The sequence below is a fragment of the Blautia acetica genome (assembly GCF_038739805.1).
Taxonomy (GTDB): domain Bacteria; phylum Bacillota; class Clostridia; order Lachnospirales; family Lachnospiraceae; genus Blautia.
Genome location: NZ_JBBEWO010000020.1, coordinates 16,620 through 37,691 on the forward strand (window position 1 = coordinate 16,620; position 21,072 = coordinate 37,691).

Annotated in this window: 19 protein-coding genes; 1 reads left to right on the forward strand and 18 read right to left on the reverse strand. The window is 40.9% G+C overall.

Translation table 11 applies throughout. The features are described 5' to 3' along the window. Window positions 1-16: 16 nt before the first annotated feature. From kdpA to WBS51_RS12400, 18 genes are all read right to left on the reverse strand, one after another. A complete protein-coding gene (kdpA, locus tag WBS51_RS12320) occupies window positions 17-1,708 on the reverse strand; it encodes a potassium-transporting ATPase subunit KdpA (RefSeq protein WP_302228843.1) in 1,692 nt (563 codons plus the stop codon). 36 nt (window positions 1,709-1,744) lie between these two features. After that, window positions 1,745-1,822, reverse strand: coding sequence for a K(+)-transporting ATPase subunit F (gene kdpF / locus WBS51_RS15260; protein WP_173748870.1), 78 nt, complete (start codon window positions 1,820-1,822; stop codon window positions 1,745-1,747). Window positions 1,823-2,124: 302 nt separating this feature from the next. Beyond that, window positions 2,125-3,309 carry an alanyl-tRNA editing protein gene (locus WBS51_RS12325; RefSeq protein WP_173748855.1) on the reverse strand — a complete coding sequence of 395 codons (1,185 nt, stop codon included), beginning with the start codon at window positions 3,307-3,309 and terminating at the stop codon, window positions 2,125-2,127. Continuing rightward, entirely contained in the window at window positions 3,306-4,604 is a 1,299-nt protein-coding gene (locus tag WBS51_RS12330; RefSeq protein WP_173748856.1) for a homoserine dehydrogenase, read from the reverse strand. The genes WBS51_RS12325 and WBS51_RS12330 overlap by 4 nt, the downstream gene beginning before the upstream one ends. Continuing rightward, a complete protein-coding gene (locus WBS51_RS12335) occupies window positions 4,597-5,409 on the reverse strand; it encodes a PHP-associated domain-containing protein (protein WP_173748857.1) in 813 nt (270 codons plus the stop codon). The genes WBS51_RS12330 and WBS51_RS12335 overlap by 8 nt, the downstream gene beginning before the upstream one ends. A 35-nt stretch (window positions 5,410-5,444) precedes the next feature. Next, the gene (locus tag WBS51_RS12340; protein WP_173748858.1) at window positions 5,445-6,227 is read right to left on the reverse strand and encodes an SseB family protein; all 783 of its coding nucleotides are present in this window, start codon (window positions 6,225-6,227) and stop codon (window positions 5,445-5,447) included. A gap of 83 nt (window positions 6,228-6,310) precedes the next feature. Then, window positions 6,311-6,856, reverse strand: coding sequence for a DUF2284 domain-containing protein (locus WBS51_RS12345; protein ID WP_173748859.1), 546 nt, complete (start codon window positions 6,854-6,856; stop codon window positions 6,311-6,313). 14 nt (window positions 6,857-6,870) lie between these two features. After that, the gene (locus tag WBS51_RS12350) at window positions 6,871-7,761 is read right to left on the reverse strand and encodes a hypothetical protein (RefSeq protein ID WP_173748860.1); all 891 of its coding nucleotides are present in this window, start codon (window positions 7,759-7,761) and stop codon (window positions 6,871-6,873) included. A gap of 169 nt (window positions 7,762-7,930) precedes the next feature. Beyond that, the gene (locus WBS51_RS12355) at window positions 7,931-8,992 is read right to left on the reverse strand and encodes a glycoside hydrolase family 3 protein (RefSeq protein WP_294461515.1); all 1,062 of its coding nucleotides are present in this window, start codon (window positions 8,990-8,992) and stop codon (window positions 7,931-7,933) included. 193 nt (window positions 8,993-9,185) lie between these two features. Further along, entirely contained in the window at window positions 9,186-10,379 is a 1,194-nt protein-coding gene (locus WBS51_RS12360) for a C-type lectin domain-containing protein (RefSeq protein WP_342694093.1), read from the reverse strand. Between the two features lie 204 nt (window positions 10,380-10,583). Next, on the reverse strand, window positions 10,584-11,255 hold the full coding sequence (locus tag WBS51_RS12365; protein WP_173748863.1) for a hypothetical protein: 672 nt from the start codon (window positions 11,253-11,255) through the stop codon (window positions 10,584-10,586). A gap of 1 nt (window position 11,256) precedes the next feature. Further along, a complete protein-coding gene (locus tag WBS51_RS12370; RefSeq protein WP_173748864.1) occupies window positions 11,257-12,450 on the reverse strand; it encodes an SPFH domain-containing protein in 1,194 nt (397 codons plus the stop codon). Between the two features lie 19 nt (window positions 12,451-12,469). Beyond that, on the reverse strand, window positions 12,470-12,679 hold the full coding sequence (locus tag WBS51_RS12375; protein ID WP_173748865.1) for a hypothetical protein: 210 nt from the start codon (window positions 12,677-12,679) through the stop codon (window positions 12,470-12,472). 1 nt (window position 12,680) lies between these two features. Continuing rightward, complete coding sequence (locus tag WBS51_RS12380) at window positions 12,681-14,867, reverse strand: hypothetical protein (RefSeq protein ID WP_342694094.1); 2,187 nt, start codon at window positions 14,865-14,867, stop codon at window positions 12,681-12,683. A 19-nt stretch (window positions 14,868-14,886) separates the two neighbouring features. Further along, complete coding sequence (locus WBS51_RS12385; protein ID WP_302228853.1) at window positions 14,887-17,553, reverse strand: ATP-binding protein; 2,667 nt, start codon at window positions 17,551-17,553, stop codon at window positions 14,887-14,889. A gap of 23 nt (window positions 17,554-17,576) precedes the next feature. Further along, entirely contained in the window at window positions 17,577-18,014 is a 438-nt protein-coding gene (yidD, locus tag WBS51_RS12390) for a membrane protein insertion efficiency factor YidD (RefSeq protein ID WP_173750143.1), read from the reverse strand. Window positions 18,015-18,066: 52 nt separating this feature from the next. Continuing rightward, entirely contained in the window at window positions 18,067-18,777 is a 711-nt protein-coding gene (locus WBS51_RS12395; protein WP_173750144.1) for a hypothetical protein, read from the reverse strand. Window positions 18,778-18,806: 29 nt separating this feature from the next. After that, on the reverse strand, window positions 18,807-19,403 hold the full coding sequence (locus WBS51_RS12400) for a hypothetical protein (RefSeq protein WP_173750145.1): 597 nt from the start codon (window positions 19,401-19,403) through the stop codon (window positions 18,807-18,809). Window positions 19,404-19,595: 192 nt separating this feature from the next. On the opposite strand from WBS51_RS12400, the gene WBS51_RS12405 reads away from it, so the two are divergent. Continuing rightward, complete coding sequence (locus tag WBS51_RS12405) at window positions 19,596-21,038, forward strand: helix-turn-helix domain-containing protein (RefSeq protein ID WP_291682220.1); 1,443 nt, start codon at window positions 19,596-19,598, stop codon at window positions 21,036-21,038. Window positions 21,039-21,072: the final 34 nt, after the last annotated feature.

Below are 21,072 nucleotides of genomic sequence, written 5' to 3' on the forward strand. Positions count from 1 at the left end.
TCACTCTTCTCTTCCTCTACATCCACAGAGACAAATGCTCTGCAATGGGGCCCAGCGCCAATACCGGGAAGAAGGTCAGGGCAGCAAAAATATATACGATAAATACCAGAATCAGCATAAAGGTCACATTGTCTGTACGCAGTGTACCAATGGTTTCGTTCATCTTTCTCTTGGCAAGCAGGGAACCTGCAATGGCAAGCTGTGCCACCATGGCAATGTATCGTCCGAAAAACATAGCGAATCCTGTAGTCATATTCCAGAATACACTGTTGTCTGCCAGTCCCTCAAATCCGGAACCATTGTTTGCCGCAGATGAGGCATATTCGTACAATACCTGACTAAGCCCATGATAGCCGGGATTGGTAATGCCGTCCAGACCTGCCTGTACAGATATGGCAAGTGCAGAAAATCCCAGAATCAGCAGGGGGTGAATCAGAATACAGATAGCCACCAGCTTCATTTCTTTTCCTTCAATTTTCTTATTCAGATATTCCGGTGTACGCCCTACCATCAAACCGCAGATAAAAACGGCAAGAATCACGTACATAATCATATTCATCAGACCTACGCCTTTTCCGCCAAACACACAGTTTAACATCATATGCAGCATGGGAACCATACCGCCCAGAGGGGTCAGGGTATCATGCATATTGTTGACCGTACCGGTGGTAAAGGATGTGGTTACCGTGGTAAAGAGTGCAGACTGGGCTACACCGAAGCGAACCTCCTTGCCTTCCATGTTGCCGGCTGTCTGGTCGATTCCCATATTTCCGATAACCGGATTTCCTGCCATTTCCGCATGATAACAGATAACCAGACCAACCGTAAACAAAATCGCCATGGCTCCGAAAATCACTGCTCCCTGTTTTCCATAAGCAGCCTTTTCTTTCTTCTTATCATGAATCATATGTCCAAAAGTGACAATGCAGGCTCCCGGAAGAAGCATCATGGAAATCAGCTCTGTAATGTCAGAAAGAATGGTAGGATTCTCAAAAGGCGTTGTTGAGTTCGCCCCGAAGAAACCGCCGCCGTTGGTACCTAAATGTTTAATGGATTCCAGCGCTGCCACCGGGCCAACTGCGATATCCTGCAATTTTCCTTCTATTGTATGTACCGTAAGGTTCCCGCCCAGAGTCTGCGGTGTTCCCTGACTGACTAAAAACAGTCCTACAAGGAAAGACAGCGGAATCAAAACTCTGGTGATAATCCGCACCACATCTCTGTAGAAGTTGCCAATCTGTCTTCCTGCCAGTCCTCTGCAAAAAGCCATACACGCTGCATAGCCGGTGGCTGCAGAGGTAAACATCATATAAATAATGACACACATCTGACTGGCATTGGACAAACCACTTTCTCCTGCGTAATGCTGCAGGTTTGTGTTTGTCATGAAACTGATAATGGTATTGAAGGAAAGAGACGGTTCCATGGAATCAATCCCATTGGGATTCAAAAACGGCAGGTTCTGAATCCGCAAAAACAAATATCCTACAAATATCATGACTGCATTAGCCAGTAAAAGGGTTACTGCATATTTTTTCCAGCCCATGTCTGTGCCTTTAATACCGCAGATTTTATAGATAAAAGAGTCTATCGGGTCAAATACTTTATCTGCAAAAGTTTTTTGTCCGGTTGTAATGTGATACATGTATTTTCCCATAGGAATGACAAGAATCACAAAAATCGAAAGTGTTAAAATAATCTGTAACATTTCTTCTCCTCCTGGTCTTTTCCTCTCGATTCTGTATTACAGTTTTTCGGGATAAATCAATGCATATACCAGATATCCCGCTAAGGCTGCAATTATTATTCCCAAAACGATCATTTTCTTACTTCCTCCTATTTGTCCTTTGGTTTTACCTGTGATTCGCAGAAATCTGCAAATAATTTGACGAGTCCGAAGCTCACGGCCAGGACTCCAATCATGATTACATCCATCATAATTTTTTTCCTCCTTGCTGTAACATTGTATTCCTTTCCAAATTAAGGAGGTATTAATCTGAATTTATTTCGTATTAAGATAGTATTAAGAAATCTTTCGAAACTGCATATATCACAAAGAAAAGCGCAGCCTGCATTTCACCAAACGGGTGATTTACAAACTGCGCTTTTCATACTATTCCTGCTTCAGCCTTCTGTTTCTTCCAGAAATGCTCTGATTTTCTCTTCGTTTCCCTTCAAAGAGCCTTGTATCATAGGCGGTTTCCCGCCTCCTTTTCCGTGAAACGCTTCATTTAACGGTTTCCCAATCATGTGGATACTGCCTTCCCTCTGCCCCAGTACATACCGAAAGCCGCTTTCCTCTGTGCCGGCAAACACACCGCAGACACCTTCCGTCTTTTCCATTGCCTCATTCACAAAGTTCCGCATGGCAGCCGCGTCCATATCTTCCACAAAAAGTATCAGATTGGCCCCCGCATGTTCTGCCAGTTTCTTTTCTTCCTCTTTTAAAGCGGCAGCCACTAACTTCTCCTGCAGCTTTTTGTTCTTTTCCTTTAAAGCCGCAATCTCCTGCTCCATCCTTTTTACTGCCTCAAAAACCTCCTCCTGCTTTGCAGAAAGGCGGTTGGAAATCTGTTTCACACTGGTTTCTTTCTGTCGGTAATCCAAAAGAGCCCGGAAACCGCAGTGCAAAGAAAGCCGCATACCTCCTTTATACCGTATGGCACCCGTAATCTTGATCATACCCACGCTTCCCGTGGTTTTTACATGAGGAGCACAGCAGGCGCAGCTGTCATAGCCCGGAATCTGCACAATCCGCACCTGACCTTCTATCTCCATTTTACTGCGGTAAAAAATATCCTTCAGTTCTTCTCTGGAAGGTTCCAGCACCACAATGGGAACATCCTCTGCCACGGCCCGATTAGCCTCATACTCAATTTCCCGCAGCTCCTCTTCCGTCAAAGGGCCATTGTAATCCATAGTGACTTCTTCTTTTCCCAGATGAAATCCCACATTCTGGTATCCGAAACGTTTGTATACAATTCCGGATACAATGTGCTCTCCGGTATGCTCCTGCATTTTGATAAACCGTTCCTGAAAATTTAGTTTTCCCTTTATCCATGCCCCCTCTGTCAGCGGCCCGTCTGTTTCGTGTACGAGAATTCCCTCTTTTTCCTGTACGTCTAAAACCTGCACGGTCTTCTCTCCCTCTGAAAGGATTCCCGTGTCTGCTGTCTGTCCTCCGCCCTCAGGAAAAAAGGCAGTTCCCGAAAGAACTACCTCATATTTGTTTCCCTTTTGGGCGCAGGATAATACTTTTGCCTCAAATTCGGACAGATAACTGTCCTGATAATATAGTTTTTCTGTCATTCCTGCTCTCCATATACCCGGATAACGGAGGAAATCTTATGTACAGCCTCCATGCCCTCAATAATCAGCATAGCGTCATGGAAGTTTCCTTCTCTGACCTCTGAGGTTACGACAACGATTTCTGCGAAATCCTCTTTTCTGTGTTTCTGAATCATCTGTGCAATACTTACCTTATAATTTCCCAGTACGCTGGCAATGCCCGCCAGAACCCCCGGCTTATCATCTACATGCAGCCTTAGGAAAAACCGGCTCTCTGTCTCTTCCTGTTTCTTAATTGGCAGCTCTTTATAGCAGGTGCAGCTGATTCTGCCTGTACACTGAAACAGAATATTTCTTACAATGTCAAAGACATCTCCCACAATGGCACTGGCCGTCGGCAGTTCTCCTGCCCCTCTTCCGTAAAACATAGCGTCGTCCACCGCATCTCCATGGACAAAAACCGCATTAAAGGAATCGTTTACAGAAGCCAGCGGATGGCCTTCCGGCACCAGCATGGGCTGTACCTTAACCTCGATTCCGTTCTCTGCATTTTTTGCCACACCAAGCAGCTTAATCACACAACCCAGTTCTTTTGCATACCGGATATCCTTGGAAGAAATATGGGTAATGCCCTCTGTAGAAACATCTTCAAAGGTTACTCTGGAATTAAAGGCAATGGATGCCATAATAGCCACTTTCCGCCCTGCGTCATAACCCTGAATATCTGCTGTGGGGTCAGCCTCAGCATAGCCCAGTCTGGTAGCCAGAGCCAAGGCATCAGCAAACTCCATATGTTCCTGGGTCATTTTAGTGAGAATAAAATTGGTTGTTCCATTGACGATTCCCACAACCTCGGAAATATGATTTCCCGCCAAACACTGCTTCAAAGGACGAATGATGGGAATGCCGCCCGCCACAGATGCCTCAAACAGGAAATCGCAGTGGTGCTCCGCAGCACAGTCCAAAAGTTCTCCTCCAAAAGAGGCCACTAAATCTTTATTGGCTGTCACCACATGTTTTCCCGCACGAAGAGCGGCTGTAATGTATTCCTTTGCCGGATGGATACCACCCATTACTTCAATGATAATGTCAATGGATTCATCCTCCAGAATTTCCTGCCAGCTGTCTGTCAGCAGTTCCGGCTCCTGCAGTTTTGCCGCTGCTTTTTTCAGATTTCTTACCAGAATCTTTTTAATGGCAACTGCCGCGCCGATTTTCTGTTCCATTTCCTCTTCCTGGCTTTTCAGAACCTTATAAACTCCGGTTCCCACAGTTCCCAAACCTAAAAGTGCTGCATGAATTATTTTTTTACTCATTCTTTTCTTCCTTTTTTACATCTACTCTTTCCACAAATCCCTTTTTCAGTTTACTGTTGCGCTTAAAGGCCTTGCTCCAGCCTCCGATTTTATTGTATACCCAGAAGGAATGGGACAGAACCGCCTTGGCCTTCCCAATCTTTTCCTTGGTGGTATTGGTGTAAATGGTTCCGCCGCATTCCAGCTTTGTCCCCTTGATAATATGGGCAATCAAATCGGTTTCACAGGTAATGTCGTCCGGCACTTCCGTATAGGCCATACCTACACAGTCTGCCTTATGGGCATCACTGCCCCCGGTTCCCGGCAAATCATATTTCTCTGCAATTTCCTTTGCCTTGTCATTGACCTCCTGGGGTTCACAGGCATTGAAGGTTTCCATGAAATCAAATTCCTTTAAAATGTCAGGATTGCGCTTATATGCCTTGGCATTCATAAAGCTCATAAACTTCTCCCCACAGGGATGAGCCGGACCTAAAATGCCTCCGTAGTTGTGTACAATGGGAATCAGCATCTGTACCGGAATACCTCTCAGTTCCAAAAGACGCAGCTTAATATTCTCCGGCATAATGACCAGAATATGCCCTGCGTCCAGGGTGTCGTATTCAATGCCCTTTAAAACTACAAAGTCCTGATATTTCTGTCCTTTGATATGCTTTTTCCAGTACCGGTAGCCGCCGTAAGAATCGTGGTCTGTTACCAGCATTCCCCCGAATCCCTGATTTTTCAGCAGCCGAATATATTCCTCAATGGGTACTTTTCCGTCTATGGAGCCCTCCTTTGTATGGCAATGCATGTCAATCTTCATGACAACATCTCCTTTCCCGAACCTGGTTTCAGAATCTACAGGCCGAATCGCTGTCTGATAGCCCCTATTTTTTCCTTTGGCACAATCAGATTAAATCCCTGGGGATTGACCACTGCACCTTTGGCTACAGGAATCAGTACCTTTTCCAGATTTTCAAAGGTTACTAAAAGTGCCTGAAATTTCTTTTCTTTATTAAACTTTCTGAATTCCTCGGCATCCGTAAAAACAGGCTGGAAAATATCTCCGTTCTGGTTCTTCACATAGGGAACCTGAACCTTTTTATCTGCCTCCTCTTCGCCCTGCTTTTCCACTGCTACAAGATACTTGCTTTTGGCAAGGTTTGCGGCAACCTCTTCTTCCAGTTCCGGCAGATTTGCCTTTTCCTTGACGTCTCCGCCTCTTCGGAATTCCTGCATAAAGTAAATTCCGGAAAGCTGTAGCTGAGGATTTAAAAGCGGTCGTTTCTCTTCCGGAAGAGCTGAAAAATCCGGTTTTTTTACGATATCCTCCAAATCTAATTCTGTCTTTTTCTCTTTTTCATGGTAGACAATACTATTGACACCCAGCGTATACAGGGCTGTATAAAAGCTGAGAAAGCTCTTATTTTCTACCTTAATGGCTGCGATGGGATTTTTGTTTTCTGCCAGAGGTTTTGCCGCTTCCTCCAAATCTTCCTTATTCTCAAAAATCCATACCTGGTCATTGAAACTTTCCGGGTCACAGATAACAAACGGTTGTCTTGTGGCTCTGGAAAGAATGGTAAACACCTCCTGGCTGGTCTGTATTTTCTGAATCAGTTCTTTGTTTACATTGTCCATTTCATTTTCTCCTGTTGTATTCTTTTCTATGTATAGTATACACCTGTTTTGTGTTTTTGTCCTCTCTTATTTCGCATGTCCCGCTATTTCTGCTGAAAAAACAGAATACTGAAAAAGGCCACCTCACCCTCACAGTAATAAGGAATTTTGCAGTATTCCGCCAGTGCGTCTACCTTGACACAAAAGGCAGAAAGACAGGATGCTCTCTTTTGAGGAAAAGGACAGTCTTTTCCCAGTTCCTTTGCACAGGGAGAACAAATCTGACAGGGACCTGCCATAGCCGGAAGATATTCCCCCACTTCCCCGGCCACACTCTCAATCAGACTCCAGGTCATCTGGTTATGTCGGCGTTTAATTTCCTTTGTTTCACTGTCATTCGTGATATCTTTCACCGGTGTAATAGTCTGTAGAACCAGAGCCCGCTCAAACGCCCTCGCCTTATCCCCCAACTCTTTTGCTTCTCCGCAAGCCGGAGGACAGGAATAATTGTTGTCATAATTTCCACAGTAATTCGTTTCACAATACATTCTGAAACGCTCGTCAAAATGAAGCGCCGCTGTATCGATTACCTGATAATTATCAAACCCCAGTTCCTTTGCTGTCTGTAGTAAAGTTTCCTCTAAACGCATTGAAAAACCTCCCTTTATTGTCCCATTTCCTTCGTATAAAATCCGTATTCTGCCTCTCCGTTTTCCCAGTATCCCTTTACCTGATACACATACCCCGCATCACAGGATATCACCGGATTTCCCGCCTGATTTTCCGTTACCTGTACGGTTTCTCCATCTGGAATTTCAGCCGTATCTTTCTCCTGTCTGGCTTTTTCCCACTCTTCCATTGACCATCGAAGGACTTCTGTTTTCTGCGGCGCCAGACTGAAAAGCAGTTCCATTTCTGTACCATTTTCCAGGGAAATCTCCGTCATATTGTCCCTTTGCAAAATATGGGCGGTGTCTGTTGCTATGGTTTCTTTTTCTCCGTTTTCCTTTTCATAAGTCCAGGTATACGCACCCATATCGGAAACAGCCGCCGTTACAATGGCCTCCGGCTGTTTATAGGAAACGTCCAGCATAGGAATCTGGCTGAAATCTGCTGCCGGGAAAAATTCCTCCATATAGTGGCTATAAGACTCCACATACTTCTGATTTCCTTTTTCCTCTACCTGTATCTTCGTAATTCCGTTATACTGCGCCGGATAAGACTGAGCCATTACTCCGCTGCCCCATACAAGCACCACATCTCCGCTGTTCAGATCTTCCCCGGAAATTTTTTCTTCCTTCTGGCTATACACTCCGTCCTCTGGAAGAATTCCCAAAAACGGTGTTTCATTTGTCAAGTCTACAAACATAAAATCGCCCTGCTGATTTTCCAGATAGACTGCTTTCATGGCCTCTTCACTGTTCTGTTCCCGGCTCTCTTTCTTCGTTTTATCTTCCTTTTCAGAAAAAGCTTTTTTAATCCCAAAAGCGCCTCCCAGCACCAACACGGCCGTCAGCGCCACACCGGCATACACTGCTGCATTTCGTTTCTTCATAAGACCTCCTGTATCGGGGCTGTCCAAAATGAAACAACCCTCTGTTTTTCTCAGCATACCACAAACACGAAGAAAAAGAAAGGGGAACGGTTAAAGCCCTTTTCCGGCTGTTTCCGTCCCCCTTTTCTGCCCATTGTTTTCTGTCTTCAGCGATACTTTTCATTGTATTTCAACCAGCATCCATACAAAGTTTTAAAGAAAGAATCCTTTTTAAAGATTCCTCAATCCGGCTTTCCGAAATTTCTCCACTTTGCATAGCAGAAAGAACCGCTTCATAAGCCTCATGGAAGTCCACTGGCATCAGTAACATATCCGCACCTGCATTTATAGCTAAAACAGCAGCCTCCCCGGAAGTATACTCCTGTGCAATAGCTCCCATATTCAGTGCATCTGTTATAACAAGTCCCTGATACCCCAAATCAGTTCTCAAAATATCTGTTATCATCTTCTTTGATAAGGATGCAGGAACCGTATCACCGGTAATTCCCGGGCAGGAAATGTGAGCCACCATAATTACTTCCGCACCGGAACGAATCCCCTCTATAAAAGGAACTAATTCATTTCCTTTCATCTCCTCCAAAGTGGCGTCTGTACTGGCATATCCTGTATGCGTATCTGCAGTCGTTGCTCCATGTCCCGGATAATGCTTCAATACTCCAATCACTCCCGTATCTTTCATTCCTTTCAGTTCTGCCAGAGCCATATCGGACACCATATGACAGTCCGAACCAAAAGAACGATTTCCAATCACTGTATTTTGTGGATTGCTCAAAACGTCTGCAACTGGAGCATTATCCATATTAAATCCTAAATCAGAAAGAAATGTTCCAAGCTTTGTTCCCAAATTGTAAGCTGCCTGAGTATCTCCGGTTCTTCCCAATTCACGCATATTGACAGAAGCATCGAATTGAAAGGCCGGATTTCTTCCAAACCTTGTGACGGTTCCTCCTTCTTCATCCACGGACAAAAACAATGGAAGTCCAATCCGATTTCTGGAATATTGTTGAACATTTGCAGTCATCTGCTTCACCTGCTGCGGTGATTCAAAATTTTGAGCAAAATAAATAATCCCTCCAACTGGACAAGCTTCCAGTGCTGCTTTCGTACTTTCTCCTGCTGCCACAACCTGTCCTACTCCGGTCAGTGCTTCCGGCGTAATCATAAAAAGCTGCGCTACCTTTTCTTCTGCAGACATATTACGAATTTTTGCTTCCACTTCCTGTTCCAGCAATTCCTCTTTTGTTGGTTCTCTTTTTACGGGTTCCTCTTTTTCAGACTTCGAAGTAACTGGTTTTGAATCTTTTTCTGCTTCTATTTTTCTTTCAGATGCTTGCTTTTTCTCTTTTTCTGTATGATACAGGCTCCACGACCGCCAAATTACACAGCTCCCCAGCAGTAATACAAAAAGGACTAAAATTTTTTTCTTATTCATATTCAACAATGTACCCCACTTTTCCACTTAACAAATCCGGATACATTCCAGCCAGATTTGCTGAGGAGTCATTCAAGTACCAGCTTCCGGATACGCAGAATAAATTCATCACATCTTCTTCAATGGTACCTGTAGCCTCAGAACCCACATCTACGAAACTGGGCTCTCCATTGTACCAGTAAAGCTGTGCCCAGGAATCACTTGTATTCAAACCGGATTCTATAAATTGATTTTCCTGATTCACCCAATAATATGTCGTATCTGACGCTGTCCGTTTTCCTCCCAGATAAAAATGAATATCGGTATAGCCACCTGCATTCAGCAAATTCTTAATATGTTCATATTCTTCCTCTGAATTAATTCGCACCAGATATCCTCCAGCATCCATACTTTTTTGACATGCCTCTTCCCAGGTACAGTCTTCTATCACAAAGCCATACTCATGAATTCCCACATCATCTTTCATGGGCTCTATTTGAATAATCGTTTCCGGATACAATTGAACTTCACCGTTTTCTCTCCAAATTCTACATTCCAACAACATTTTTCTATTTGTATAATCACCGCCCTCAAAAATATGGGTATCTTCTACCTTTACACCATCTATATTCCTTACTACAACTGCTTTTCCAGCATCTCGGTCTTCCAGATAAATATTCAAAGGAGTTTCAAATGTAAACTTGCTGCTCCCTTCCTCTTCTAACAGGCAGCCTTCTATCTGAACATAAGAAGCATTATATGCATCCAAATCCACTTCTGACATATCAACAACCTCTTCCGTTTTCTCTTCTGTCTGCCCTATTGGCTCTTCTGGCTCAGGATAACTTTCCACATATACATCAGACTGCGGTTCTACAGAATCCGAATCATTTTTCCCACAGGATTTTACAATAAATATAAGGGCTACCAGAAGTAAGAGAAGCACTGCGCCTCCTGCAACTAAAAATGGATTGAAAGAAATGGTAACTTTATTTGAGGAAGAATTTTCTTTTGCAGGTTCTTGAAAGTTTCTGTTAATATCTCCGAAACTGTTTCCATATACATCTTCCTTTTCCTGTTCTTTCTCTGCCTCAATTTGAACGTCAGGAATCTGTCCCTCTTCCGGCTTTTCTGCCTCAATTTTCGTTTCGGTTTCTTCTGCCTTACTTTCTTTCCCGTATTCCTCAAACATTCTGGTAGGATCCAAAACTGGTTGAGTGTTTTTGTCTGAATTCTCTTTCATCCGATTTTTCTTTTTATGTTTTTTTTCCGGTTGTAAGGAAACAGCCTGTTTTGTCTCCGTATCAATTAATGGAAGATTACAAGAAGGACATATTTTTATTCCTTCATATTCTTTTCCGCATAATGGACACTTCATCGTTTTATATTCCTCCCTTTTTCTTTCGTTTTTTTAAATAAGCCGATAATTTCTTTCCACGGCCAGAGCATACAACGTCTCTGCACTGGTGTTAATTCCCTCTTCATCTCCCATAGATACCGCCCGTTCCAGAGAATCTAATTCTTTAAACACTCGCTGCTCTATTTCTTTTGCAGCAGATGAAGATTTTACCGGACTGCATCGAAGGACATCATATACCTTTTCTATTTTTTTCAATAAAACCCTGTCTCCGACTTTCTCCATAATGCTCCTCATTCTTACAGAAGCTGTTTTTACATAACAAAGGTCCTTACTATGACGCTCTATAGCCGTTTCGGTCTGTTCATTTGCAATCATATTGGATATCAAAACAAACAGATACACTGCCAAAATAAGCACCTGTACAATCAATGCTCCTTTTATCCCTTTGGGAGCTATAAGAATAAAAAGGATACCAACAACCAGTTCTATCCCAAAATAAGTCGCAGAAATCCACCCTAACACAGCACTAAAAGTTCCCGTTTCTCTCCCTTTTCTTACAAAAAACGGAGTAGCCAGCAGAAACAAATACGCAAAGTGAATAAAAAAGTAAGAAATCCAAACAGATGCCGGACGATTGATTCCGCCAAGGGTATAAAAAATAAGATTAAATACGACCAAAAAAATCAAATATAGAATCGACCACATGGTATTTTTTCTTTTCATATCAAATTTTCCTCTTTTCGCCACAATTGCTGCAGAATTTCATACCTGGTTCCAGTTCAGTTCCACAATTTGCGCAAAATACCTTTTGATTCAAAGGGGCACCACAGTTGCTGCAAAATTTTGCTCCTGAAGCACATTCACTGCCACAATTTACACATTTTATTCCCTGTGATATTCCTGTATTTTTTTGTGTAAATCTTCCGCTTGGTGTCTGATGAATCGGCTGTTGCTGTGTCTGATTTTTCATAGGTGTAAACATTTCCTGAGCCATACTGTTAAACACACCTCCGGCTGCCATGCCCATACCCATACCTGCACCAGCTGCTGCCAATCCACCTGCGCCTGGATTATTAGACAGATTCCCCAAAATATCTGCTGCTTTTTGTCGTCCCCAGTCATTTCCTAACACGTCCATAACAGCCTTATCACCACGAGCCTGATTTATTTTTTCGATTGCAGAAATCTGCGAAACATCAATTGCATCATATTTACTCTTGTCTACATCCATTCCTGAAAGTACAAAGGCTGTACATTTCAGACCATATTCAGCCAAAATTGCTTCTATGTACGGAGTAATTTGTTCTGAAAGTTCATCTAAATAAGCATCAATACCAATTAAATCCTGCTGAAGTCCATTTAAAAATTTTGCAACTGCAGATTTTATTTTACCTCGCAAAATATTTTCAAAGTACAGATTTATTTCTTCCTGTTCTTGAAAAAATACATTATTTCCAACTTGCTTTTCCAAAAACAAAGCAGGATTTTCTATTTTGAGTTTATAAGCCCCCCGTACCCGTACATCCGTTACAATATTAAAAACCTTATCGCGTACGCTGATTGGACTGTCTGTCCCCCATAAAATTTCTCTGCTCTCTGCATCTCTGACAAAATAAACGACACAGTGGAAAGTACTGATACCTCCGGAAAGCGCATTTCGAAGCCTGCTGATAAAAGGATAGTTTTCTGTTGAAAGTTTATACGTTCCTTTCTCAAAAACCTGTTCTACCACTCCGTCCTTGACAAAAACTGCTTTCTCTCCCGGCATAACAACCAATGTAGAATTCGTATTAAAATCTTCCTCCGGCTGTCTCCAAATCAACAGTTCTCCACTTGCAGAATTTTTAATCACATCTGTCCAGTGCTTTTTACCACCTATATATGCTTCTTCGTTTGGATTTTTCCTAAATAATCCCATTCTCTTTTCCACTCCCTCATCAATATCTTTTGTTTAAATCTTCCATAGAATGCTCTCTTTGTTTTATATATTCTTTTAACTCTTTTCTCTCTTTTACCGACTTTTTTAATGCCTCCAGGTATTCTTCCTGATTACACAGATAATCTGCCGGACAAGGAACATATCCAAACAATTCTCTGTATTTCAAATTTATCGGCTGACAAAGCTTTCCAAATTCTATTGATTTCATCTTATTTTACTCCTCTCTTTAAGCTACGAATCATCGTGTTCCAAGTATTAGGGAAATATTGATTCATAAATGAACAAGATTCCGTTGTACCAGAACTATAAATACTAAAACAATTTGCAAACATTTCTGCTTCTCTATTTCCACTTCTCGTCCAATATTCGTCGCGATGTCCATAATAGGCAATACCCGCATTATTAAATGTATCGATAACTCCTCTATCGTTTAAAAATGCAGCTGACAAATTATCTGAAAGCATCCTATCGTAAGCAGCTTCTGTAGAAACGGCTTGTTGAATCATAGTTTTAAATCGTTGATTTCCCGTTTCCTCTTCTCTATCATACATTTTTAAATCCTTCTGAAAAGCTTCTCTGAATTCTGTACTGCCGGAAACATTTCCCAAGAAATCATCTGCCATATGACCATACTCGTGACTGAACACTTCCGCATATTCTTCATTATCCAGAATTTCTTCCATATAAATTTTTTTTCTTTTCATATCATAGCAAGAAACGTTATCATCTGTCGTATCTCCAACCTGCAAATCATCTGCATGATTTTTCAAAAGCATTTTCACTTCCTGCGGCGAATTTTTGAACAGTTGATAAATTTCTTTGCGCCTGAATTCCGGTACAGCATCTAAACATTCTTCATTCAATTCTGCTTTTTCATTTATCTGTAGAATTTGATTAACCGGTTCTATGGGCTGCTGCTCTATTACCTTTTCTTTCTCTCTTTTTTTTAATATTTTCGAGAAAAATCCGCTTTTTTTGTCTTCAGCATTAACTTTACTTTGCGAAAATGCACTTTGTGTCTGATTTCCACGTCTGTCTATAACATTTACCGGAATTTCATACCCAAGTTCTCTGGCCGCCGCAACTCTATGACGTCCATCATCTTGAAATTCATATCCCCTTTCCGTTAATTCTACCTTTATCATTTTTTCCGGATTATAATAAGCCTCTACGCAGTCACTGAGTTCCGGATTTTTCTTTATATCTTCCCATTTCATACCCTCCTTTAGTTTTTTCTGTACTTCTGGTAGTTTAGAAGCCAGTAACATATAATCCTCTTTTTTGTTATTATGATGTTCCCAGAAATGCTTGTCCGAGCTATCCGTCCCTAAAATTTCCCGTGCTGAAACAGTTGCATATTCTGACTTTTGTTCTTTTGTATCTTTTATTTCTATTTCTTCGTTCTCAGCTATTATCTCTACGGGGTCTTCGCCATCCTCTTTTAATAACTCTTCATTTAGTTTCTGCCATTCCGGGTCTTTTTTGTATATTTCGGCATCTTCTTTTCCGTAATTGTGCTCACTCATATACTGATTCATTTTATCCAATGCAGAACTATCCATATCTTCTGAAAATTCTTTTTCCTCTGGAATCTCCTCTTCTGAAATTTCCTCTTTCTCCGAGATTTCCTCTTCCTCTGGCGTCTCCTCTCCTTCTGGGATTTCCTCTTCCCCCGAGATTTCCCCTTCCTCTGGCATTTCCTCTTCTTCTGGGATTTCCTCTTCCTCTGACGTCTCCTCTCTTTCTGGGATTTCCTCTTCCCCCGAGATTTCCCCTTCCTCTGGCATTTCTTCTTCCTCCGGAATCTCCTCTTCTTCTGGAATCTCCTCCTCTTCTGGAATTTCCTCTTCTTCCGGAATCTCTTCTTCTTCTGGAATTTCCTCTTCCTCTGGAACTTCCTCTTCCTCTGGAACTTCCTCTTCCTCTGGAATTTCCTCTTCTTCCGGAATTTCCTCTTCTTCTGGGATTTCCTCATCTTCCGGAATCTCCTCTTCTTCCGGAATTTCCTCTTCCTCTGGAATTTCCTCTTCCTCCGGAATTTCCTCTTCTTCTGGGATTTCCTCATCTTCCGGAATCTCCTCTTCTTCCGGAATTTCCTCTTCCTCCGGAATCTCCTCTTCTTCTGGGATTTCCTCTTCCTCTGGAATTTCCTCTTCCTCTGGAATTTCCTCTTCCTCCGGAATTTCCTCTTCTTCTGGGATTTCCTCATCTTCCGGAATCTCCTCTTCTTCTGGGATTTCCTCATCTTCCGGAATCTCCTCTTCTACCGGAATTTCCTCTTCCTCCAGAATTTCTTCTTCTTCCGGAATCTCCTCTTCCTCTATTTCCGGCACCTCTGCTTCAAAAGTTTCCTCCGGCACATCATATTCCATATCTTCTGAAAATTCATCTCCCATATACTACTTTCCCCTCTTATCATGTATTTTCGAGATTTTTTTGAATCGTTACATCGTGTATTTTTATAGAAGTATGATATTTAATTCTCCGAAACAACTGCACCTTAACACAAGCCACTAATTCATCATCCAAAACCTCATCATTTAACTCTGCTTTAATCAGACTGCGAAGTTTTGGAATAACTTTTTTAATAATTTCAAAGTCTTTACTATCCTTTTTAAAATATTTATTAAAAATTCGGCGTGCCACTTCTTTGGCCAACATGCGGCGACCATATTCACAGGTAACATGACAATATTTTACATAAGAACATTCTGGATAGGGTCTTAGTTTATCCTGCTTATCCTTCCAATAAGTGGAAAGATTCTTAATCCCTTCATCTGACAGTGTAATCTGAATGTTATTCTGGAGACGATAATCCTCTGTTTTAACTTCTTCTGGTTCGTCCAATTTATTAAAGAAGAAAAATGCTTCGCCCGGCTTTAATTTAGACAATCTCTTTATCTGTACCTCATCCATACTTGCAGAATCCGCTAAAATTTGTTTATCTGTAGCCTCCACAAGACGAAATGCCATCTTTATGTCTGTAAGTGCCACAACATCTGTTGAAACTTTTCTTGGAGACTGGTCTGCAATAACAATTCCAACACCATAAGAACGAATCTCAGCCAACATGCGTTTCACCAATCCCTGTGCGATAGCACTCGGATTGGCATCTCCCTGTCCCCCATTGCTCTGTGCATCCAAAAGAACATGCGCCTCTTCCAGAAGGATTAAATTTTTAAGTCCTCCTTCCCCTACATAATTACTATTCACATATGCCAAAATGGATAATAGCAACAGCGAAATAAGAAGTGCTTTCTGGTCACTATTTTCAATGGCCGCCAGTTCAATTACGGTTGGCTTGGTCAGCAAGTCCTCAACGGGTATTGAAAAATAATTATCAAATAAATTCTCAAGAGAGTTTAAACGCACCACTCCTGCTCTTCCAATGTTCTTCGCATCTCCGGTATAACCAATAGCGTCAAAGGTTTCCTGAAAACACTTGATAAAATCTGTTATATTAAAAATCCGACCTTTATCCTCAATGGTATAAGTATCCAGCCAACGAAAATCTGAATAACAGTTGTTAATAGCCTCTTCAAATATTTTGTCAAGAGGTGTCGTCATTGACACACCTGCCGCAAATGCTGTCTTCAATGTTGACTTATAAGTTTCCAGTTTTACATTTTTAGGCGGTACAAAAGGATTATACACAAAAGGTGAAATAAAATTTTTTCCAGGTGTAAATACCTGCAAGTCCGGAATACTCTGTACCAGGGCACGATATTCATTCTTGGCCGGTTCAATAACCAAAAACGGAATTTTATGTTCTTTCCAAAGGCGATCCAAAAGTCCTACAGAAAAAGTTGTTTTACCAGAACCGGGTGTCCCTACAACCAGCATATGTTTTGCCAAATCCTTTAATGAAATTCCGATTTTGTCCCCTCTTGAAGAAGACTTTAAAGTACCGATCTCTATATCTCCTGCATTAATAATATGGTCTGCATACGTTTTGCTGGTTTTCCCGGATTCATTTACCGGAAGTCCGGCAGAAACCCGGCTGCTTCCAATGGGGAGACGGAAAAATTCCGATGCTTCTTCTGCGGTAATCATATACGGCAATCGGTAATACGCCTCAGAAAAAACTCCGCTGTTCCAGATTTGGCTCTCCCGTTCCCTTGTCATCAACACTTCATTCACAGCCCATGGCAAAGGATAAAAATTTGTATCTTTTTGCACTTCACCTTCCTGCAAATCAATAAACTTCATTTTCACAGGCTGCTTTGGCGTATTCAGCTGTGCATATACTCTGGAGGAAATTTCCGGTGCGCTTGTTTGGTTTCCATATATTAAGATATTATATAAAAAAAGCGGATTATTTCTTTGTGTGGCATAATATCTGTAAACTTCCGCGTTTTTTTCAGCAAGGGCAAAGCTCACATTTCCAATTTCTGCTGTTCCTTTTCCCAACATATCCAAAATCTGCATCATTCGACTGAGTTCTTCCTGTTCCTGTCCTTCCAATCGAGCAGGAATCAGCTGAAAAGATACTGCACAATCAGGATGTGCGGTTAAAATATTTACGAGCCTGCTTAAATCCTGTGCCGTATCTTGTATTATGTCATAGGTATAGCAAAAGGGAATCATCTGATTTTGAAAATTTTCTACCCCTTCTTCCTTGACAAGTGCTTTGACAGAAGATGCTTCTATATTTTTAATTTTTTCTGTCATTTCTTCCATAGAACGTTCTTCATACTCATACTTCTGAAGTTCTAATGCAGACTGACAGGCACGCATAATAGCATCTGCTGTTTTCACTGCGTCTTCTGAAGATTTTTCAATAGAACGCACAAGCAAATACATTTTAATCTTTGCTTTATAGGGCTGATTTTCTACTTCTTCTGCAATCCAAAGAATCTCCAAGGCAGTATCTTTCTCTTCGCCTGACATGGAAGACTGTACTTTATAATTTTGATATATCTCTGCCAACAGGTTTCCCATATCTTTTTTATAATTTTTTACAATCTCAGCCTCTTCTGCATTGTTGTCTATAATCGAAAGATTCGGTATTGACGTAATTTCTATTACGCTTAAAGCAACTGCTTCATTATTTTCAAGATAACTAACTGAAGTTTTACTCATAATTTTCCCCTTTTTTTCCATTCTTACGGATAATCCTTTCCCCCATTTGGCGCATGACATCTTCCAAGTCTTTGAATCCCTTTCCATACTCCCCGCACAACTCCGTACTTTTCTATGGCCAGTATCATATATTCTGAACAGCTTGGTTCAAAGACACACCTAAGGCGTACCGCATCTGGTGCTTTATTTTGATACAAATGCACCATCCAAATAATGATTTTTTTAGAAATTACGGCCAAATAAACGATTACAGCAAAAAGGCTAATCCACCCTTTTCTTTCCAATTCCGGGCATAAACCATAAAGAAAAAAAGATACACTCAAAAAAGTCCCAAGTCCCCCCAGCACTGCATAGAATGGCTTTCGATAGTTTATTTCCGGTCTGTTTAAAGGATTTTCCGGTTTTGGGGGAGACGTACTGTCTATGACCGGCGCCCCTCCTACATCATATGGAAATTTCATGTTCCCTCCTATAAAACAGGAGAAATGCCGCAGCACTTCTCCCTAAAACTTACTATTTTACAAATTTTCTCTCTCTGAGCATTGCCTTTGCAGCCTGCAGGCTTTGCTCCAAAGTTTCATTGTTACGCATTGAGAAGCTAAACTCTGTATTTGGAACAATAATTTTCAGTGTATCTACAATGTAATTATTTTTCTCTGCAGAAATTCCTTTTTTAATACAGCCGGTAAGATGTGTATCAATCTTCTCTACTACTCGCTGCTGTGTAGTAAAGCAGGTAATATCCTGATAAAAGAAATCCTGTGTAGTTTCCCATACATCATCACTGGTCATATCAAATTTATATGTATAAGTATAAATTTGTGTATCACTGAAGAAAATCCAGGAAGCTGCAAATCTGGAAGCAACGGCTTGAGTTCCTTCTACTTTTACCCATACATCATTGCCATCAAAGGAATCTTCAAAGGCATAACCACTTAAAACAATGGGCGGAATTTCTTCAATTTCACTTTCATCCAATGCAATCTTTGCCAGTGCCCGTTCTTTTAAGTTCAACCCATACAACTTATTAGCAACCGCCTGCTGGTATTCCGTCATGGTCATTTGCTTTGTTCCATTCATGCCTGACAAACACCCTGCTGTACAACCCTCATCTGCCAAAAAGAAATCAATGACTCTTTTCTGTTCCTGTGATTTTCCTCTTTTTAAATTTTCAATCAGCAGCTTCTGTGTGCTTTTCTCCATACCTTTATCTAAACATCCCATCTTTTTTTCTCCCTCTTTATTTTTTCTTTTTACAGACAACCTGGTCTGTCAATTCCCAGAATCAAATACAACTGTTCTACATCTGTTTCTGACAATCCCGTTTCCTGTGCTTTCACAACTAACTCCTGCCATGTCGGGCTGGTATTCAGAAATTTTTTTGTATAATAATCATATTTGATATACGCCCAGAAATAATAATAAATTCCCAGATTTTCAATCATCAGAGCAGCCTGAATATCTTCTTCTATTTTTTTTATAATAGAACGCTCTTTCATTGTGCATGCTTTTTTTCCATTCAAGCGGCAAATTGCTGCGTAAAAAAATGCCTGAGAATTATCAAAATTATCTTCTATAGCTTTTTCAAAAGCCTGCAAGGCCATCTCCCTTTTTCCAAGTTTTAAGTAGCACATAGCCACAGACATATTTAAATCCTGATTTTCAGGATTTTCCTCCAGCTGCTCTCGATAGGACCTGGCATATTTTTGAACCTCTGGCATAGGCATATCGTATACACTGTTGAATGTCGTAATAATAACCGGTCTATGACAATATTTGCATTCTTTTTGCCCTGTATCCACGGGCGCCCCGCAACCCGGACATTTGATATCAATAACCTGATAAGCCATTTTTCTCCTCTCCTGTCAATTTATTCATTTTTTTATAATATTGAGATAATATATCAATTTTCTATATTTTACCTGCCATTTTTTTTGTTTTCAATATGTGGACAGTGTTGTGGACAGACTTTTTTCTATAATATAGTTTTTTTTCTTTTCTCAATGTTATACAATATAAACAAAAATACAAAGGAGTCTATTATGTCCAAATTTTCACAACTTCTTTCTCAATATATAGAAGAAAAAAATGTACGCATCTATTCCCTTGCTGAATACTGTGGAATTGACCGTTCTTTCATGTACAAAATTGTTCATGGGAAACGTACCCCAGGTTCTGCATCTACGGTAAATAAAATTGCCGATTATTTACGTTTGACTCCGGGAGAATGTCGTGAACTAACAGATGCATATTTTATCACAGTCCAGGGAAGTGATAATTTTTACAGGCGGAAACACGTTTTGGCCTTTTTAAATGATTTCAAGAATATTGTCAACAGGGATACTTTAAATTTATCCTTTTCTTTCCAGACCTCCTACACGCAAACGCTTATTCCCCTGGATGGTGAAACCAACGTTAATCAGGCCATATTCAATCTCGTTGCCTGGCAGGCGCAAAAAGAATCTGGTGAAATTCATATGCTTATCCAGCCCAAATTCCCCTTTCTCACTCAGCTTTTACTATCCATTGCCAGAAATTGTCATCAACTAACGATTCGCCAGTTGATTTATCTGAATAATATGGACTCCGTTAGAGAAAATCGGAAAAGCTATAATCTACATTGTCTGCAAAATATTCTGCCGCTGTGTACCTGTAAATATCAGTATCAGCCCTATTACTATTACGATACTGTTCCTTCTTCACTCGATAGTTTCCGGCTCTTTCCGTATCTTCTTTTAACAGATAATCAGGCTATTATTCTTTCGGAGACACTCCAAACTGGCTTCTTTACTTCTCAGCCAGACATGATTAGTCTTATAAAAAAGATTTTCAATCGCTACATGGAACAGGCTCGCCCTCTACTTCTAAAAATCGAAGATGTACATACACAGCTTTCTTTTATTCAGCAATGTGTAACCAGTTCTTCTATGGCCTATAATTTTCAGATGACGCCCTGCATGACAAATTTGCTCTCTTCCGAGTTCCTGAAGAAGTATCTGATTCCTACACTTCCTTCTCGTGAACTCTTTATCGCACAATTAGAAAACCATATAGGTCACGTAAATAGCCTCCATGAAGAACAGGAAGAAATTCTTATTTTTTCAGAAGATGGGATTGTAGAATTTTTAAATACAGGAAAAATAGAAGAATATCCTTCTTACATATATACACCGCCCTCATTAGAAGACAGAATTGACTTGATTCACCGTTTCATCAAAGAGTGTGAAAAGGACCGGCGTCATATGCGAATGTTAAAGCACACCATAGGAAGTGTTCGAAATGGTGCAAATATTTATTGTAATTCATGCAATGGGTATCTTCTTTTTACTCCTGCTGAATCTGACACGCCTATTTATCTAAACATTCAGGAATCCGGCCTTTTATCTGCCTTCTTGGATTTCTTTGAAAATATGGACCAGTCACTATTCTATCCGGAGGAAGAAATCCCAATTCGCTTAAAACAAATAACGGAACGATATTTATAAAAATCGAAAATCATCTATGGAAAAAATTAATGAT

Excerpts from the sequence above, each read along its gene's own strand:
- WBS51_RS12340 (WP_173748858.1), bottom strand. The coding sequence starts at position 6,227 with ATGGACAATGTAAACAAAGAACTGATTCAGAAAATACAGACCAGCCAG.
- WBS51_RS12375 (WP_173748865.1), bottom strand. The coding sequence starts at position 12,679 with ATGAAATCAATAGAATTTGGAAAGCTTTGTCAGCCGATAAATTTGAAA.
- WBS51_RS12395 (WP_173750144.1), bottom strand. The coding sequence starts at position 18,777 with ATGGGATGTTTAGATAAAGGTATGGAGAAAAGCACACAGAAGCTGCTG.
- kdpA (WP_302228843.1), bottom strand. The coding sequence starts at position 1,708 with ATGTTACAGATTATTTTAACACTTTCGATTTTTGTGATTCTTGTCATT.
- kdpF (WP_173748870.1), bottom strand. The coding sequence starts at position 1,822 with ATGATCGTTTTGGGAATAATAATTGCAGCCTTAGCGGGATATCTGGTA.
- WBS51_RS12400 (WP_173750145.1), bottom strand. The coding sequence starts at position 19,403 with ATGGCTTATCAGGTTATTGATATCAAATGTCCGGGTTGCGGGGCGCCC.
- WBS51_RS12335 (WP_173748857.1), bottom strand. The coding sequence starts at position 5,409 with ATGAAGATTGACATGCATTGCCATACAAAGGAGGGCTCCATAGACGGA.
- WBS51_RS12365 (WP_173748863.1), bottom strand. The coding sequence starts at position 11,255 with ATGAAAAGAAAAAATACCATGTGGTCGATTCTATATTTGATTTTTTTG.
- WBS51_RS12330 (WP_173748856.1), bottom strand. The coding sequence starts at position 4,604 with ATGAGTAAAAAAATAATTCATGCAGCACTTTTAGGTTTGGGAACTGTG.
- WBS51_RS12385 (WP_302228853.1), bottom strand. The coding sequence starts at position 17,553 with ATGAGTAAAACTTCAGTTAGTTATCTTGAAAATAATGAAGCAGTTGCT.
- yidD (WP_173750143.1), bottom strand. The coding sequence starts at position 18,014 with ATGAAATTTCCATATGATGTAGGAGGGGCGCCGGTCATAGACAGTACG.
- WBS51_RS12405 (WP_291682220.1), top strand. The coding sequence starts at position 19,596 with ATGTCCAAATTTTCACAACTTCTTTCTCAATATATAGAAGAAAAAAAT.
- WBS51_RS12380 (WP_342694094.1), bottom strand. The coding sequence starts at position 14,867 with ATGGGAGATGAATTTTCAGAAGATATGGAATATGATGTGCCGGAGGAA.
- WBS51_RS12370 (WP_173748864.1), bottom strand. The coding sequence starts at position 12,450 with ATGGGATTATTTAGGAAAAATCCAAACGAAGAAGCATATATAGGTGGT.
- WBS51_RS12345 (WP_173748859.1), bottom strand. The coding sequence starts at position 6,856 with ATGCGTTTAGAGGAAACTTTACTACAGACAGCAAAGGAACTGGGGTTT.
- WBS51_RS12325 (WP_173748855.1), bottom strand. The coding sequence starts at position 3,309 with ATGACAGAAAAACTATATTATCAGGACAGTTATCTGTCCGAATTTGAG.
- WBS51_RS12350 (WP_173748860.1), bottom strand. The coding sequence starts at position 7,761 with ATGAAGAAACGAAATGCAGCAGTGTATGCCGGTGTGGCGCTGACGGCC.